Below are 15,832 nucleotides of genomic sequence, written 5' to 3'. Positions count from 1 at the left end.
GGCATGGCCTGGCGCCTCTTGCGCCTCGAGCCCATGGGGCTTCAGGAAGGGTTCGCTTCCCTCCCGGAGCCCGAGGCCTTCCGGCCCCTGGAGGAGCCCTGGGAGGCGAGGCGGGGGGGTAAGGCCCCCTGGCCCGAGCCCCTCTACTTCGTGGACGGGAAGGAGCGGGCCGAGGCCCTGGTGGCGGAGGGGCCCCGCCTGGCCCTCCTAGGCTGCGTGGCCGCGGGGGCGGTGGCCCTGAAGGGGGGAAGGGTGGAGGTGTTGGGCCTGAGGGTGCGCCGCGTGGGGGTGGGGCTGGAGGAGGCCCTTCAGGTGGGGGAGCTTGTCTACGCGCCCGCCCCCCCTTTGGGCGAGGGGCTTGAGGGGCTAATGGCGGGGCTTCGCGCCGCCCGGGAGGCCTTGGAGAAGGAGGTGGCCGAGGGGCTTTCCGGGGGGCTTCTCGTGGTGGACGGCCCCGTGCGCCTTCTCCGGGAAGGCCCCCTCCTGGGCTACATCAAGACCCACTGGGTCCGCTACCTGCCCAAGGAGCGGGAGACCCTCCTCGAGGCCCTGGCCCCAGGGGAGCGCACCCCCGCTTTCCGCATCCACCGGAAGGGGCTGGAACTCGCGAGCTGGTATGTGCGCCTGCCTCTGCCCCCGGAGGGGCTTCGCCCCCCCTTGGCGGGGCTTTTGCGGGTGGAGACGCCCCTTTCCGGCCCCTTCCTGGAGCTCGCCGACCTCTCCTTGGGGCTTTTCCCCGCCTTGGCCTCCCACCCGGTGAAGGACCCCAGGGCCCCCCAGAACCTCCTGCCCGTGGGGGGGCTTGAGCGGGAGCTTTCCCGCAGGATGGGCAGGCCCGAGGTGGTGGGCCGCATGCTGGCGAGGTACTTGGGAGGTGCGAGGTGAAGCGCATCGGCGTGGTCTTGGGCCGGCGGGAGGCCACCCCCTTGGAGTTCTGGGTGGGGGTGGAAGGGGACGGGCTTTTGCGCCTGGACGACCTGGTGGCGGTGGAGGGCTACCACCCGAAGGTGGGGAAGGTGCGCTACTTCGGCATGGTGGACCACGTGGCCAAGGTCCACGAGGGGGAGAGCTTTGACACCGACACCTTTCTCGCGGTGGAGGGGAAGATCCCCGTGAGCCTGGCCTACGTGGCCCACGTGAGCGTGACCCGGATCTTCCCCGAGGAGTTTTTCCCCCCGGACCCCGGCTCCTCCGTGTACTTGGCCCAGGAAGAGGACCTGGAGCTCGCCCTCTACTACGACGCCATGAAGAACCAAAGGGGGAGCACCAAGCTCCCCGCCGGCCTCCTCCAAAACGGGGAGGTGGCCTACCTTAACCTGGAGTTCTTAAACGGGGTCAAGGGCGGGCACGTGAACATCTCCGGCATCAGCGGCGTGGCCGCCAAGACCAGCTACGCCACCTTTCTCCTGAAAAGCCTCCTGGAAAGCGGGGTGCTGGAGGACGCCCACCAGGCCAAGGTCCTCCTCTTCAACGTCAAGGGGGAGGACCTCTTCTTCCTGGACAAGCCCAACGCCCGCCTCACCGAGGAGGCCCGGCGGGAGTACCAAAGGCTTGGCCTTTCCCCCACACCCTTTAAAAGCGTGGCCTTCCTGGCCCCGCCCAAGAAGGAGGGGTACGTCCCCGACCTGGACACCCGCCTCGAGGGGGTCCGGGCCTACCACTTTGACCTGGTGCAGTTCTGCCAGAAGGGGCTCCTTCCCTTCCTCTTCGCCGACCGGGGCTTCCTCACCAACCTGGGCTTTTTGGTCCAGCACCTCACGGAGAAGCTCAGGCGCCTCGCCCAGGGCCAGAAGGGCCCTCACCTCCTGGTGGAGGACTGGCCCAGGGAGGAGCTTTCCGAGGAGATCTCCTTTGACGCCCTGGGCAAGGTGCGCCTCAAAAGCTTTGGGGATCTGGTCCGCTACCTGGAGTACAAGCTTCTGGGCCCCGAAACCGGGGAAGGGGAGGGGGACAAGACCTGGACCGCAAGGCAGGCCCGGGGGACCCTGGAGGCCTTCGTCCGCCGCCTCAAGGCCAGCGTGGAGAACGTGGGCCACCTGATCCGGGGGGACCGCCCGGGAAACCCCCCAGACCCCCTTTCCGGGGAGCAGGTCCACGTGGTGGACCTGGCCAAGCTCTCCCCCCAGGCCCAGATGTTCGTGGTGGGCAGCCTCCTCAAGGACATCTTTGAAAGGAAGGAGCGGGGGCAGTACAGGGGCCGGGTCTTCATCGTCTTGGACGAGCTCAACAAGTACGCCCCCCGGGACGAGGAGGGCCCCATCAAGGACGTCCTTCTGGACATCGCCGAAAGGGGCCGCTCCCTTGGGGTGATCCTCATCGGGGCCCAGCAGACGGCCAGCGAGGTGGAGCGCCGGGTGGTAGCCAACGCCGCCATCCGGGTGGTGGGCCGTCTGGACGCCGCCGAGGCGGAAAGGCCCGAGTACCGCTACCTCCCCACCTCCTTCCGCCAACGGGCCCTGATCCTCCCCCAGGGGGCGGTGATCCTTCACCAGCCCGAGATCCCCGTTCCCCTCCTGGTGCGCTTCCCCTTCCCCGCCTGGGCCACCAAGAGGGAAGAGGTCCTGGAGGACAACTCCGCCGAGGCCCTAAGGCGGGAGCTTTTTTAGTAGGATGGCCTTGCCATGAAGAAGACCCCGCTTTACGAGGCCCACCTGCGCCTGGGAGGGCGGATGGTGGCCTTCGCCGGCTACCTCCTCCCCCTCCAGTACACCTCCATCGTGGAGGAGCACCTGGCCGTGCGGAAGGAGGCCGGGGTTTTTGACGTGAGCCACATGGGGGAGTTTCTGGTACGGGGAGAGGAGGCCCTGGCCTTCTTGCAGTGGGCCACGGCGAACGACGTGGGCAGGCTCAAGGTGGGAAGGGCCCAGTACTCCATGCTCCCTAGCGAGAAGGGCGGGGTGGTGGACGACATCTACCTCTACCGCCTGGGGGAAAGGGAGTACCTCATGGTGGTGAACGCCGCCAACATCGCCAAGGACCTGGCCCACCTGAAGGCCCTGGCCCGGGGGTTTCGCGTGGAGGTGGAGGACGCTTCCGAGGAAACCGCCCTCCTCGCCCTCCAAGGTCCCAAGGCGGCCTCCCTCCTCCAGGGGCTTACCGAGGAGGACCTTTCCCAGAAGCGGAAGAACGATGTCTTCCCCGCCCGGGTGGCGGGCCGCCCCGCCCGCCTCGCCCGCACGGGCTACACGGGGGAGGACGGGTTTGAGCTCTTCCTCGCCCCCGAGGACGCCGAGGCCGTCTTCCTAGCCTTGGTGGAGGCGGGGGCTAAGCCTGCGGGCCTTGGGGCCCGGGACACTTTAAGGCTCGAGGCGGGCTTTCCCCTCTACGGCCACGAGCTGACCGAGGAGACCAATCCCCTATGCACCCCCTGGGCCTGGGTGGTGAAGAGGGAAAAAGACTTTTGGGGCAAGGAGGCCATGCTTTCCGGGGCCTGCCGGGAGCGCCTCGTGGGCCTCGTCCTCGAGGCCGGCATCCCCCGGGAGGGCTACCGGGTCCTTTCCGGCGGGCGCCCCGTGGGCCGGGTGACGAGCGGGGGCTACTCGCCCCTTTTGGAGAAGGGGATCGCCTTGGCCTACGTGGAGGAGGGGGCCGAGGGGCCCTTCCAGGTGGAGGTCCGGGGCCGGGCGATCCCCGCCGCCCTTAGCCCCTTGCCCTTTGTGCCGCTAAAATAGCGGGGGTTGGGAGGCGCTATGGATATCCCCAAGGATCGCTTTTACACCAAAACCCACGAGTGGGCCCTGCCCGAAGGGGACACGGTGTTGGTGGGCATCACCGACTACGCCCAGGATGCCTTGGGCGACGTGGTCTACGTGGAGCTACCCGAGGTGGGCCGGGCGGTGGAGAAGGGCGAGGCGGTGGCGGTGGTGGAAAGCGTCAAGACCGCTTCCGATATCTACGCCCCCGTGGCCGGGGAGATCGTGGAGGTCAACCTGGCCCTGGAGAAGACCCCCGAGCTCGTCAACCAGGACCCTTATGGGGAGGGCTGGATCTTCCGCCTGAAGCCCAGGGACATGGGGGACCTGGACGAGCTCTTGGACGCCGGGGGCTACCAGGAGGTCCTGGAAAGCGAGGCTTAGGGGGATGCGTCCCAAAGCCCCTTCCCTCGCCCGCCCCTTAGGGCGGGAAGGGCGCTTTGTGGCCCCGGGGCAGATGGCCCTGGGGTTTTGCCCGAGGATGGAGACATGGACTACACGCCCCACACGGAGGAGGAGATCCGGGAGATGCTTAAGCGGGTGGGGGTGGCGTCCCTGGAGGACCTCTTCGCCCACCTGCCCAAGGAGGTCCTGAACCCCCCCATAGACCTCCCCGAGCCCCTGCCCGAGTGGAAGGTCCTGGAGGAGCTCAGGCGGCTTGCCCGGAAGAACCTCCCCGCCCACAAGGCCTTCCTGGGGGGCGGGATCCGGAGCCACCACGTGCCCCCCGTGGTCCAGGCCCTGGCCGCCCGGGGGGAGTTCCTCACCGCCTACACCCCCTACCAGCCCGAGGTGAGCCAGGGGGTGTTGCAGGCCACCTTTGAGTACCAGACCATGGTGGCCGAGCTCACGGGGCTGGAGATCGCAAACGCCTCCCTCTACGACGGGGCCACGGCCCTGGCCGAGGGGGTGCTCCTCGCCCTCAGGGAGACGGGGAGGATGGGGGTCCTCGTCTCCCAGGGGGTCCACCCCGAGTACCGGGCGGTGCTTCGGGCCTACCTCGAGGCGGTGGGGGCGGAGCTCAAAACCCTCCCCCTGGAAGGGGGAAGGACCCCTGCGCCCGAGGTAGGGGAGGGGGTGGGGGCGGTGGTGGCCCAGAACCCCAACTACCTGGGGGCCCTGGAGGACCTTGGGCCCCTTGCCGAGGCCGCCCACCGGGCGGGGGCCCTTTTCGTGGCGGTGGCCGACCCCCTCTCCTTGGGGGTCCTCAAGCCCCCCGGGGCCTACGGGGCGGACATCGCCGTGGGGGATGGGCAGAGCCTGGGCCTCCCCATGGGCTTTGGCGGGCCCCACTTCGGGTTTTTGGCTACCAAAAAGGCCTTCGTGCGCCAGCTTCCCGGGAGGCTCGTCTCCGAGACCGTGGACGCCGAAGGAAAAAGGGGCTACATCCTCACCCTCCAGGCCCGGGAGCAGTACATCCGGCGGGCCAAGGCCAAGAGCAACATCACCACCAACGCCCAGCTCATCGCCCTCATGGGGGCCATGTACCTGGCCGCTTTGGGGCCCGAGGGGCTTAAGGAGGTGGCCCTGAAGGGCGTGGCCCTGGCCCAGAGGCTTCACGATCTCCTTTTGGAAATCCCCGGGGTGGAGCCCTTCACCCCGAGGCCTTTCTTCAACGAGTTCGCCCTGAGGCTTCCCAAGCCCCCAGTGGCGGTGCGGGAGGCCCTGGTCCAAAGGGGCTTCCACGCCGCCACCCCTGTGCCCGAGGAGTACGGGGAGAACCTGGCCCTTTTCGCCACCACCGAGCTCCACGAGGAGGAAGACCTCCTCGCCCTCAAGAAGGCCTTGGCGGAGGTTTTGGCATGAGCTACCCCCTCATCTTTGAACGGAGCCGCAAGGGAAGGCGCGGCCTTAAGCTGGTCAAGGAGGTACCCGAGGCGGAGGCGCTTCTTCCCAAGGAGTACCTGCGGGAGGCCCCGCCTCGGCTGCCCGAGGTGGACGAGCTCACCCTGGTGCGGCACTACACCGGGCTTTCCCGCCGCCAGGTGGGGGTGGACACCACCTTCTACCCCTTGGGCAGCTGCACCATGAAGTACAACCCCAAGCTCCACGAGGAGGCGGCAAGGCTTTTCGCCGACCTCCACCCCTACCAGGACCCCAAGACGGCCCAGGGGGCCTTGGCGCTCATGTGGGAGCTCGGGGAGTACCTGAAGGCCCTCACCGGCATGGACGCCATCACCCTGGAGCCCGCCGCCGGGGCCCACGGGGAGCTCACGGGGATCTTGGTCATCCGGGCCTACCACGAGGACCGGGGGGAGGGGAGGACGAGGCGGGTGGTCCTGGTACCCGACTCGGCCCACGGCTCCAACCCCGCCACCGCCAGCATGGCGGGCTACCAGGTGAAGGAGGTGCCCTCGGGGCCCGACGGGGAGGTGGACCTGGAGGCCCTCAAGCGCGAGCTCGGCCCCCACGTGGCCGCCCTCATGCTCACCAACCCCAACACCTTAGGCCTCTTTGAGCGGCGCATCCTGGAGATCTCCCGGCTTTGCAAGGAGGCGGGGGTGCAGCTCTACTACGACGGGGCCAACCTGAACGCCATCATGGGCTGGGCCCGGCCCGGGGACATGGGCTTTGACGTGGTCCACCTGAACCTCCACAAGACCTTCACCGTGCCCCACGGAGGGGGCGGGCCCGGCTCGGGCCCCGTGGGGGTGAAGGCCCACCTCGCCCCCTACCTCCCCGTGCCCCTGGTGGCAAAGGGAGAGGAAGGCTTCTACCTGGACTTTGACCGGCCCAAGAGCATCGGTAGGGTGCGGAGCTTCTACGGGAACTTCCTGGCCTTGGTGCGGGCCTGGGCCTATATCCGCACCCTGGGGCTTCCGGGGCTTAAGAAGGCGGCTGCCCTCGCCGTCCTCAACGCCCGCTACCTGAAGGAGCTCCTCAAGGAAAAGGGCTACCGGATTCCCTACGACGGGCCTTGCATGCACGAGTTCGTGGCCCAGCCCCCCCAGGGGTTCCGCGCCCTGGACCTGGCCAAGGGGCTTTTAGAGCTCGGCTTCCACCCGCCCACGGTCTACTTCCCCTTGATCGTCAAGGAGGCCCTCATGGTGGAGCCCACGGAGACCGAGAGCAAGGAGACCCTCGAGGCCTTCGCCGAGGCCATGGGGGAGCTTTTAAGGAAGCCCAAGGAGTGGCTGGAAAACGCCCCCTACACCACCCCGGTCCGCCGCCTGGACGAGCTTCGGGCCAACAAGCGCCCCAAGCTCACCTACTTTGACGAGGGCTAAAGTCCGAAGTAGGCCCGGGCCGTCTCCACGTCCTCGGCGATCTGGTCCTTTAGGGCCTGGAGGCTGGGGAAGCGCCTCTCCTCCCGGAGGCGCTTGAGGAAGCGCACCCGCACCTCCTCTCCGTAAAGCTCCCCGGCGAAGCCCAGGAGGTGGACCTCAAACCGCCTCTCTTCCCCCCCCAGGGTGGGCCTCGTCCCCACGTTGGCCACCCCCTTGTACCGCCCGAAGGCCCCTTCCGCCTCCACGGCGTAAACCCCGGGGGGAAGGACCTTCAAGGGGTGGACGGCCAGGTTGGCGGTGGGGAAGCCAAGCCTCTGCCCCAGGTGGTCCCCCTCCACCACCACCCCGTAGGCCCCGTAGGGGCGGCCCAGGAGGTGGCGGGCCTCCTCCACCCGGCCCTCCTGGAGGAGGGCCCGGATGCGGCTGGACTTCACCGGCTCGCCCCCAAGGCTTAGGAGGGGGACGGTGCGGGTGGGGGCCACCCGGGCTAGCTCCTCTGGCCCCCCCGCCCGCCCCCGCCCGAAGCGGAAGTCCTCCCCCACGTAGATCCGGCTCGCCTCCAAGGCCTTTAGGTCCTCCAGGAACTCCTCCGCGGGCCTCTTGGCGAAGGTCTCGTTGAAGGGCACCGCCAGGATGAGCTCCACCCCCACCTCCCTTAAGGCCTCCACCTTCTCCGTGAGGTCCATGAGGAAGCCCTCCCCCCGGGTGAAGACCTTGGTGGGGGGGTCAAAGGTGTAGACGAGGAGGGGTTCTTTGCGGGCCTTGGCCTCGGCCAGGGCCTGGCGCAGGAGGTGCTGGTGGCCTAGGTGCACCCCGTCAAAGGAGCCCACGGCCACCACCTTGGGGCCTTTGGGGACGTCAGCGACCTCGGAGAAAAGCATGGTAGTAGAGCACCCCCACAAGCCCCGTGGCCGAGAACTCCGCCTCGCCCCTTTGGTGCATCTCCAAGGCCCTTTCCGGCTCCAGCCAGACCACCTCAATGGCCTCGTCCTCGTCGGGCTTGGCCTCCACCTCCCTTAGCTCCTCCGCCAGGAAGACATGGGTCTTCTCGTCGGTGAACCCGGGGGAGACGTAGTAGCTGAAGAGGTAGGTGAGCCTCCCCCCAAGCCCCGTCTCCTCCGCCAGCTCCCGCAGGGCGGCCTCGAGGGGGTCCTCCCCCGGCTCTATGAGCCCCGCCGGGATCTCCAGGGGGGCGAGGCCCACGGCGGGGCGCATCTGGCGGACGAAGAGCATCTTCCCCTCCCTCAGGGCGATCACCGCCACCGCCGGCTTGTGCTCCACGATCTCGTAGCGGCCCTCCAGGGCCAGGTTCAGGATCCTTCCCCGGTATAAGTAGGTGCGGCCCACGCCCCCCATCCTACCGGGTAAGCTTGGGGTATGGAGAAGCCCCGCATCCTCCTCCTCGCGGGCGGCAGGAGCCAGGAGCACGAGGTCTCCTTGTGGTCGGCCGAAGGGGTGCTGGCCCACATGCCCTTTCCCACGGACCTGGCGGTGATCGCTAAGGACGGCCGCTGGCTTTTGGGGGAGCGGGCCCAAGAGGCCCTCCGGGCCAAGGAGGCCCCCACGGGGGACCACCCCTTCCCCCCGCCCTTGGACTGGGACCGCTACCAGGTGGTCTTCCCCCTTCTTCACGGCCCCTTCGGGGAGGACGGGACGGTCCAGGGGTTCTTGGAGCTTCTGGGCAAGCCTTATGTGGGGGCGGGGGTGGCGGCGAGCGCCCTTTGCCTGGACAAGGACCTCTCCAAGCGGGTTCTGGCCCAGGCGGGGATCCCTGTGGTGCCCTGGGTGGCCCTTTACCGGGGGGAGAGGCCCTTTATCCCCTTTGACCCCCCTTACTTCGTCAAGCCCGCCAACACCGGCTCCAGCATCGGCGTCGCCCGGGTGGAGGATTACGCCCATCTGGAAGCGGCCCTGGCCGAGGCCTTCCGTTATGACCCAAAGGCGGTGGTGGAAAAGGCCCTTCTAGGGGTGCGGGAGCTGGAGGTGGGGGTTTTGGGCAACGTGCGGGGGGAGGCGAGCCCCGTGGGGGAGGTGCGCTACCAGGCCCCCTTCTACGATTACGAGACCAAGTACACCCCGGGCCGGGCGGAGCTTTTGATCCCGGCCCCCCTGGACCCCGGCACCCAGGAGACCGTGCAGGAGCTGGCCCTAAAGGCCTATCGGGTCCTGGGCATCCGGGGCATGGCCCGGGTGGATTTTTTCCTGGTGGGGGAGGAGATCTACCTGAACGAGATCAACACCATCCCCGGGTTCACCCCCACCAGCATGTACCCCCGTCTCTTCGCGGCGGCGGGGGTGCCTTACCCTGAGCTTCTCCGGCGCTTGGTGGAGCTGGCCCTCTCCCCGGTCTAAAGGCCGGGCCAAAAAGGAAGCGAAGGACGAGGCATTGGGGGCCGAAGCCGATACCCTCCAGCACCTCACCTGGCCTCCTTCTTGGCTCCGGTCTAGCACGCCTTCCCGGGGCAAGGGGCCTCTGGAGAAAGAAAGCGTAGGCGGGCATGGCGCGGGCTGGCTTACCCCTCCTCCGAGGCCCTTTGCACCGCCTGGGTCTCCTTCAGGATGGCCCGAACCCTTTCCCCGGGGATGGTCTCCTCCCGGAGGAGCTCCTCGGCGATCCGGTGCATGGCCTCGGCGTGCTCCAGAAGCACCTTGCGGGCCCGCTCGTAGGCCTCGTTCAGGATCTTTTGGATGTCCTGGTCAATGAGGCGGGCGGTTTCCTCGGAGTGGTCCTTCTTCTTGGCGATCTCCTCTCCCAGGAAGATGGGTCCTGAGTCCGAGCCCCAGGCGATGTTCTTGAAGTGCTCCCCCATGCCCCAGTCCAGGACCATCCGCTTGGCGATCCCCGTGGCCCGCTTGAAGTCGTCCTGGGCCCCGGTGGTGACGGTGCCGGTGAAGAGCTCCTCCGCCACCCGCCCCGCCATGAGGACGGAAAGCTCGTCCATGAGGTGTTCCCGGGAGACCAGAACCCTTTCTTCCGGCTTGCTCCAGCGGGCTCCCAGGGCCATTCCCCGGGGGACGATGGAAACCTTCTCCGTCTTGTCGGCGTGGGGCAGGACCTCCCCCACCACGGCGTGGCCCGCCTCGTGGTAGGCCACGGCCCGCCTTTCTTCGGGGGAGAGCTTGAGGGTGGGGCGCTCCAGGCCCAGGACGATCTTGTCCAGGGCCTTTAGGAAGTGGTCCTTGCGGATCCTCTTTTCCCCTTCCCGGGCGGCCAGGAGGGCGGCCTCGTTCACCAGGTTTCTTAGGTCGGCCCCCGAGAACCCCGGGGTGAGGTGGGCCAGCTCCAGGGCGTCCACGTCCTCGGCGATGGGTTTGCCCCGCATGTGCACGAGAAGGATCTCCTTCCTTTCCTCCAGGGAGGGAAGGCCCACCACCACCTGCCGGTCAAAGCGCCCGGGGCGAAGCAGGGCGGGGTCCAGGATATCCGGGCGGTTGGTGGCGGCCAGGACGATGACGGAGGTGTCCTTCTCAAACCCGTCCATCTCCGAGAGGATCTGGTTTAGGGTCTGCTCCCTTTCGTCGTGGCCGCCTCCGATGCCCGCTCCCCGCTTGCGGCCGATGGAGTCCAGCTCGTCTATGAAGATGATGCTGGGGGCGTTCCTGCGGGCGTCCTCAAAGAGGCTCCGCACCCGGCTCGCCCCCACCCCCACGAACATCTCCATGAACTCGCTGGCGGACACGGAGAAGAAGGGCACCCCAGCTTCTCCCGCCACCGCCCGGGCCAAGAGGGTCTTGCCGGTCCCGGGGGGGCCCACCAGGAGGACACCTTTAGGGATCTCGGCCCCCAGTTCCAGGTACTTCTTGGGGTTTTTGAGGAAGTCCACCACCTCCATGAGCTCCCGCTTGGCCTCCTCGTGCCCGGCCACGTCCTTGAAGGTGGTGTTCACCTTCCGTTCCTTCCCGTAAAGCTTGGCCCGGCTTTGGCCGAACTGCATCACCTGGCCCGCTCCGCCCTGGGCCCGCATGAAGAAGAACCAGAAGAAGGCGATGAGGAGGAGGGTGGGGCCTAGGTAGAGGAGGAGCTGGGGCCAGAAGGAAGGGGGTTTGGTGACGATCCTGACCCCGTTTTCCTCCAGGAAGCGGAGAAGGTCGGGGTCTTGGACCTGGGCGGGGGGCAAGGGCACCTGGAAGCGCTGCGCCACCCGGGTCCCCCCTTGGGGGGTGGGGAAGCGCTGGGGTGCCTTGAGGAGGCCCAGGATCCGGTTCTCCTCCAGGGTCACCTCGGCCACCTGCCCCTGACGCACCCACTCCCGAAACTCCGTGTAGGAGAGGGTGGGGGCGGGTGGCCCCACGAAGGCGGTGTAGGCCAGGTAGCCGATGAGGAGCAAGAGAATTAGGGGAAAAGGGTTAAACCGCTGCGGCAAGGTCTACCTCCCTGGGCTTATGGTAGCGCCTTTTCCCGGGGCGGATGGAGGGCTATGGTATGCTCAGGCGGCGATGAGGGGGGTCCTCGAGGCCCTGCACCAAGGGGACTACGACACCGCCATAGAGTTCCTCACCCGGAAGGCCCTCTTCGGCTCCGGGGAGGAGGCCAAGGAGGCCCTTTTGCTCCTGGCCGAGGTCTATAGCCTTTACGGCGAGGAAGGGCTTGAGCGGGCCCACCGGGCCTTGGAGGAGGCCTACGAGCTAGGCCCCATAGAGCACGATCCCCGCTACCGGGCCCTTCTCGCCGAGCTCCTCGCCCTGGAGGGGCGGTCCGAGCGGGAGGTCCTGCCCCTCCTTGCCCCCACGGAGGACCCCCGGGCCCGCTATCACCAGGCCCAGGCCCTCTTCTATCTAGGCCGCCTCGAGGAGGCCCTGAAGACCCTCAAGGAGGGCCTCCCCGCCTTTCTGGCCTGGCGGGCGGAGGGGCTTAAGGGGAGGATCTGGGAGCGGCTTGGCCACCCCCGGGAGGCCGCCAGCGCCTACGAGCGGGGGGCGGGGCTCGCCCTGGGGCTTGAGCGGTACTGGCTCCTTCTAGACGCCGCCGCCATGTGGGTGGAGGCGGGGGAGGGGGAGCGGGCCCTAGAGGCCTTGGCGCGGGCCGAGGCCGAGGTGGGAGAGGGGGAAAGCGCCGAGGACGCCGCCACCCGCCACTACCTCCTGGCCCGGGCCCACCTGGCCTTGGGCAACCCCAACCGCGCCCTGGAGGAGGTACACAAGGCCCTGGAAAAGGAGGAGGAAAGCGGCCACAAGGCCTACGGCACCCCCCTCCTTCAGGGGCAGATCCTCTTGCAGCTTGGCCGCTACCCGGAGGCGGTGGCCGCCTTCCGGGAGGCCCTGGCCCGGGCCGGGGAGGGGGAGCGGGCCTACGCGCTCCACGAGCTCGGGGTGGCGGCCCTGGACCACGGGGCTTACCTCGAGGCCGAGGAACACCTTAGGGCCCTTCTCCAAGAGGAGGGCTACCCCTATAGGGCCGAGGCCCTAGCCGACCTGGCCGAGGCCCTCTACCGCCAGGGGCGCTACGCCGAGGCGGAGGATCTGGCCCGGGAGGCCATCCGGGAGGGGGCCTTGGCGGCGGGGGAGCTTATTCTGGGGCACATCGCCTACGACCTCATGAACCTCGAGGAGGCCTTGGCCCACTACCGCCGGGCGGCCGAGGCGGCGGAGGAGGGGAGCCGGGAGTGGGTGGGGGCCCAGGAGATGGTGGTGGACACCCTGGCCCAGCTGGGCTACCGCTTCCCCGAGGAGATCGTGGCCCGGGCGGAGGCGGTCTTGCCCCACGTCCACCCCTCGGACGAGTGGCGGGGGGCGCTCCTCGCCTACAAGGAGCGGGCCGAGGCCCTGCTTAAGGGGGGCCGCCGCCCCAACTAAGTACCCCACCGCGGCCCCAAAAGGAGCTTCCCAAGCCCCCTTTCGGGTACCCCATGCTGCGAGACCACCGTGCGGCCCCTTAGCTCCCCGGGCGCAAGGGGCTGAGGAGGCGCAGGACCTCCTGGGCCCTTAGGGGCTTGGGGAGGTGGAGGACCCGCAAAGGGCGGAAGAGGAGGCCCGGGGGGGTCTCGCTCACCAGGTAGAGGGAGGCGAGCCTGCCCTCGGGGTGGGCCCGGATCCTCCGGGCCATCTCCAGGGCCTTTCCCCCTTGGAGGATGATGCCCTTGGGCCTTTCCTTGAGGAGCCTTAGGGCCATCTCCAGGTCCTTGGCCAGCTGGACCCGGAAGCGGTGCGCCTCGAGGAGGTAAAGGAGAAGCCGCCGCACCACCCCGCTTTCCGCCAGGACCAGGACCAGGGGGTCCTCGGCGAGGAGGGTGGAGGGGCGGAGGAGGCCCCGGCTTTTCATCTCGTGGAGGAGGTGGTAGACCTCCTCCTCGGAGAGGCCCGAGAGGAGGGCCACGCTTCTGGCCCGCCGCACCCCGTCCAGGTGCTCCAAAACCGCCCAGGCCTCGGGGGAGAGGGGGTGGCGGGTGGGGTCTTCCACCAGGTGGAGGACCTCCTCGGGGTCCACCTGGCCCCGCCGCCACTCGTCCAGGCGGCGGGCGGCCTCCATGAGGAGGGCCTCGGTGTCCAGGGTCTGGGGCAGGGCCACCTGGCTTCCCTCCGCCAGGGGCTCGGCCAGAAAGCTTCCCTCCCTTTCCCCCAGGAGGGTGGCCAGGGCCTCGAGGACCTGGGCGGTGAGGGCCTCCTTAAGCTCCTCCTCTCCGATGAGGCCGAGCTCCAGGGCCAAGGCCCCCAAAGGGGTCCCGGGGTTTTCCCGCCCCTGGCGCTCCACAAGCTCCTGGACTTCCTCCAGGGAGAGGTGGCCGAGGCGCACCAGGTACTCCCCCAGATGGGGCCCGGGCTCGGTGCGGGCGTAGAGGATCCGCCCCCCCAGGAGGTGGACCCGGCCGTAGATCCGGCCCTGGAAGGTCACCACGGCATCCTTCCGGGCGGCGGCCAGAGCCCTTAAGAGCTCCCCCAGTTCCAGCTCCGCCAGGCTTCCCCGGATCATAGGAGGGGCTCGGCCGGGGGTGGGTAGCCCAGGTGGCGGTAGGCCCGCTCCGTGGCCACCCTTCCCCTGGGGGTGCGCTTGAGGAGGCCCTGCTGGATCAGGTAGGGCTCGTAGACCTCTTCCAGGGTGCCCGGGTCCTCGGAGAGGGCGGTGGCCAGGGTGGTGAGGCCCACGGGCCCCCCGCCGAAGCGGCCGATGAGGACCTCCAGGATCTCCCGGTCCCTTTTTTCCAGGCCCAGCTCGTCCAGGCCCAAAGCCTCCAGGGCCTCCCGGGCCCGGGCCTCGGTGATGGCCTCCTCCCCCGCCACCTGGGCGAAGTCCCGCACCCGGCGGAAAAGCCTTTTGGCGATGCGCATGGTGCCCCGGCTCCTCTTGGCGATCTCCAAGGCCGCCTCCTCGGCGATCCGCACCCCGAGGATCCGGGCGTCCCGGAGGATGCCCTGGGCGAGCTCTTCCAGGGAGTAGTACTCCAGCTGCTCCACGATGCCGAAGCGGCTCCGCAAGGGGGCGCTGATGAGGCCGGGGCGGGTGGTGGCCCCGATGAGGGTGAAGCGGGGTAGCTCCAGCCGGATGCTCCTCGCCGCCGGCCCCTGGCCGATGACGATGTCCATAACGAAGTCCTCCATGGCCGGGTAGAGGTGCTCCTCCGCCTGGCGGCTTAGGCGGTGGATCTCGTCAATGAAGAGGATGTCCCCCTCCTCCAAGGAGTTGGCCAGGATGGCGGCCAAATCCCCCGGTTTCTCTATGGCCGGCCCAGAGGTGGCCCGGAGGTTCACCCCGAGCTCATAGGCGATCACGTGGGCCAGGGTGGTCTTGCCGAGGCCCGGGGGGCCGAAAAGGAGGAGGTGCTCTAGGGGCTCCCCCCTGGCCTTGGCGGCCTCGAGGTAAACCCTGAGCTTCCGCTTCAGGCGCTCCTGGCCGATGTACTCGTCCAGGGTCCTGGGCCTTAGGCTTAAGTCCAGCTGCACGTCCACGCCCTTTCATGATAGCCTTTCCCCGTGCGGAAGACGGTCAAGGACTTCCGAAACGCCAAGGGGCAGAGGCTCGTCTACCTTACCGCCTACGACTACCCCACGGCCAGGCTCGCCGAGGCCGCCGGGGTGGACGCCATCCTGGTGGGGGACTCCTTGGGCATGGTGGTCCTGGGCTACCCCTCCACGGTGCCCGTGATCCTAGAGGAGATCCTCCACCACACCAAGGCCGCCCGGAGGGGCGCCCCCAACACCTTCTTGGTGGCCGACCTCCCCTACCTCTCCTACGCCACCTTGGACCGGGCCCTTTCGTCCGCCGAGCGCCTTCTTAAGGAGGGCGGGGCCGATGCGGTGAAGCTGGAGGGCGGCGAGGAGGTGGCGGAGATCGTGGCCGGCCTCACCCGGGCCGGGGTCCCGGTCCTGGGGCACGTGGGCCTCACCCCCCAGACGGCAAGCCAGCTTGGGGGCTACAAGCTCCAGGGCAAACGCCCGGAGGAGGCGGAAAGGATCCTCAAGGGGGCCTTGGCCCTGGAGGCGGCCGGGGCCTACGGGGTGGTCTTGGAGATGGTTCCCACCGCCTTGGCCAAGGAGATCACGGAAAGGCTTTCCATCCACACCGTGGGGATCGGGGCCGGCCCCCACACCGACGCCCAGGTTCTGGTTTTCCACGACGTGGTGGGGCTTTACGGGGAGTTCAAACCCCGTTTCGTGAAGCGCTACCTGGAGGGGGGCAGGCTCATCCAAGAGGCCTTGACCCGCTACGCCGAGGAGGTGCGCCAGGGGGTTTTCCCGGGGGAGGAGCACAGCTTTTGAGTGCCCCACCGCGGCTAAAGCCGCGGTGGGGGCCCCAAAGGGAGCTTCCCAAGCTCATTTCGGGCGTTCCATGTCGCGAAACCATCGTGCGGCCACTTAAGTATCTCGCCGCGGCTTTCGCCAGGGCAGGGGCCCCGAAGGGGGTTCGTGTATGCAGGACTTTACCCACATCTCCGTTTCGTGGTAAATCTCCCCTTGCGGGCGCAGCCCGTATCTGGTACC

General features: G+C 68.4%; 14 protein-coding genes. 9 read left to right on the top strand and 5 right to left on the bottom strand.

The window, feature by feature from the left end; translation table 11 throughout:
- The first annotated feature begins 3 nt into the window (after nucleotides 1-3).
- The 6 genes from IEX93_RS04730 (at nucleotide 4) to gcvPB (ending at nucleotide 6,919) form a co-directional block, all read left to right on the top strand.
- Nucleotides 4-885, top strand: a complete 882-nt coding sequence (locus tag IEX93_RS04730) for a DNA double-strand break repair nuclease NurA (RefSeq protein ID WP_188847036.1) — start codon at nucleotides 4-6, stop codon at nucleotides 883-885.
- Nucleotides 882-2,606 (top strand): ATP-binding protein, encoded by a 1,725-nt coding sequence (locus IEX93_RS04725; protein ID WP_188847035.1) that lies wholly within the window; start codon nucleotides 882-884, stop codon nucleotides 2,604-2,606. Before IEX93_RS04730 ends, IEX93_RS04725 begins: the two co-directional genes overlap by 4 nt.
- Nucleotides 2,607-2,621: 15 nt before the next feature.
- Nucleotides 2,622-3,671: a glycine cleavage system aminomethyltransferase GcvT gene (gene gcvT, locus IEX93_RS04720; protein WP_188847032.1), complete on the top strand. Its 1,050-nt coding sequence runs from the start codon at nucleotides 2,622-2,624 to the stop codon at nucleotides 3,669-3,671.
- Between the two features lie 18 nt (nucleotides 3,672-3,689).
- On the top strand, nucleotides 3,690-4,076 hold the full coding sequence (gcvH, locus tag IEX93_RS04715) for a glycine cleavage system protein GcvH (protein WP_060384663.1): 387 nt from the start codon (nucleotides 3,690-3,692) through the stop codon (nucleotides 4,074-4,076).
- Between the two features lie 105 nt (nucleotides 4,077-4,181).
- Nucleotides 4,182-5,498 (top strand): aminomethyl-transferring glycine dehydrogenase subunit GcvPA, encoded by a 1,317-nt coding sequence (gene gcvPA, locus IEX93_RS04710; protein WP_188847030.1) that lies wholly within the window; start codon nucleotides 4,182-4,184, stop codon nucleotides 5,496-5,498.
- Nucleotides 5,495-6,919, top strand: coding sequence for an aminomethyl-transferring glycine dehydrogenase subunit GcvPB (gcvPB, locus tag IEX93_RS04705; protein ID WP_188847028.1), 1,425 nt, complete (start codon nucleotides 5,495-5,497; stop codon nucleotides 6,917-6,919). Before gcvPA ends, gcvPB begins: the two co-directional genes overlap by 4 nt.
- On the opposite strand, the gene ribF is transcribed toward gcvPB, so the two are convergent.
- Complete coding sequence (gene ribF / locus IEX93_RS04700) at nucleotides 6,916-7,800, bottom strand: riboflavin biosynthesis protein RibF (protein WP_188847026.1); 885 nt, start codon at nucleotides 7,798-7,800, stop codon at nucleotides 6,916-6,918. The two genes, gcvPB and ribF, sit on opposite strands and share 4 nt — an antisense overlap.
- A complete protein-coding gene (locus IEX93_RS04695) occupies nucleotides 7,778-8,275 on the bottom strand; it encodes an NUDIX domain-containing protein (RefSeq protein WP_229906095.1) in 498 nt (165 codons plus the stop codon). Before IEX93_RS04695 ends, ribF begins: the two co-directional genes overlap by 23 nt.
- Before the next feature lie 21 nt (nucleotides 8,276-8,296).
- Between IEX93_RS04695 and ddl the strand changes: the two genes are divergently transcribed.
- Entirely contained in the window at nucleotides 8,297-9,271 is a 975-nt protein-coding gene (gene ddl, locus IEX93_RS04690) for a D-alanine--D-alanine ligase (protein WP_188847022.1), read from the top strand.
- Nucleotides 9,272-9,432: 161 nt separating this feature from the next.
- On the opposite strand, the gene ftsH is transcribed toward ddl, so the two are convergent.
- Nucleotides 9,433-11,283, bottom strand: coding sequence for an ATP-dependent zinc metalloprotease FtsH (gene ftsH / locus IEX93_RS04685; protein ID WP_188847020.1), 1,851 nt, complete (start codon nucleotides 11,281-11,283; stop codon nucleotides 9,433-9,435).
- 73 nt (nucleotides 11,284-11,356) lie between these two features.
- Here ftsH and IEX93_RS04680 point away from each other — a divergent pair, with 73 nt between their 5' ends.
- A complete protein-coding gene (locus tag IEX93_RS04680; protein ID WP_188847018.1) occupies nucleotides 11,357-12,712 on the top strand; it encodes a tetratricopeptide repeat protein in 1,356 nt (451 codons plus the stop codon).
- Nucleotides 12,713-12,791: 79 nt separating this feature from the next.
- On the opposite strand, the gene IEX93_RS04675 is transcribed toward IEX93_RS04680, so the two are convergent.
- Nucleotides 12,792-13,826 carry a DUF4388 domain-containing protein gene (locus tag IEX93_RS04675; RefSeq protein WP_188847016.1) on the bottom strand — a complete coding sequence of 345 codons (1,035 nt, stop codon included), beginning with the start codon at nucleotides 13,824-13,826 and terminating at the stop codon, nucleotides 12,792-12,794.
- Entirely contained in the window at nucleotides 13,823-14,794 is a 972-nt protein-coding gene (gene ruvB, locus IEX93_RS04670; protein ID WP_188847167.1) for a Holliday junction branch migration DNA helicase RuvB, read from the bottom strand. Before ruvB ends, IEX93_RS04675 begins: the two co-directional genes overlap by 4 nt.
- 30 nt (nucleotides 14,795-14,824) lie before the next feature.
- Between ruvB and panB the strand changes: the two genes are divergently transcribed.
- Entirely contained in the window at nucleotides 14,825-15,610 is a 786-nt protein-coding gene (gene panB, locus IEX93_RS04665) for a 3-methyl-2-oxobutanoate hydroxymethyltransferase (protein ID WP_188847015.1), read from the top strand.
- Nucleotides 15,611-15,832 lie beyond the last annotated feature (222 nt).

The organism is Thermus composti (assembly GCF_014647535.1).
GTDB classification, from domain to species: Bacteria; Deinococcota; Deinococci; order Deinococcales; family Thermaceae; genus Thermus; species Thermus composti.
This window is presented reverse-complemented; position numbering and strand designations above follow the sequence as displayed.

Coding starts and splice junctions, on each gene's coding strand:
- IEX93_RS04730 (WP_188847036.1), top strand. CDS start 4: ATGGCCTGGCGCCTCTTGCGCCTCGAGCCCATGGGGCTTCAGGAAGGG.
- gcvT (WP_188847032.1), top strand. CDS start 2,622: ATGAAGAAGACCCCGCTTTACGAGGCCCACCTGCGCCTGGGAGGGCGG.
- gcvH (WP_060384663.1), top strand. CDS start 3,690: ATGGATATCCCCAAGGATCGCTTTTACACCAAAACCCACGAGTGGGCC.
- gcvPA (WP_188847030.1), top strand. CDS start 4,182: ATGGACTACACGCCCCACACGGAGGAGGAGATCCGGGAGATGCTTAAG.
- gcvPB (WP_188847028.1), top strand. CDS start 5,495: ATGAGCTACCCCCTCATCTTTGAACGGAGCCGCAAGGGAAGGCGCGGC.
- ribF (WP_188847026.1), bottom strand. CDS start 7,800: ATGCTTTTCTCCGAGGTCGCTGACGTCCCCAAAGGCCCCAAGGTGGTG.
- IEX93_RS04695 (WP_229906095.1), bottom strand. CDS start 8,275: ATGGGGGGCGTGGGCCGCACCTACTTATACCGGGGAAGGATCCTGAAC.
- ddl (WP_188847022.1), top strand. CDS start 8,297: ATGGAGAAGCCCCGCATCCTCCTCCTCGCGGGCGGCAGGAGCCAGGAG.
- IEX93_RS04680 (WP_188847018.1), top strand. CDS start 11,357: ATGAGGGGGGTCCTCGAGGCCCTGCACCAAGGGGACTACGACACCGCC.
- IEX93_RS04675 (WP_188847016.1), bottom strand. CDS start 13,826: ATGATCCGGGGAAGCCTGGCGGAGCTGGAACTGGGGGAGCTCTTAAGG.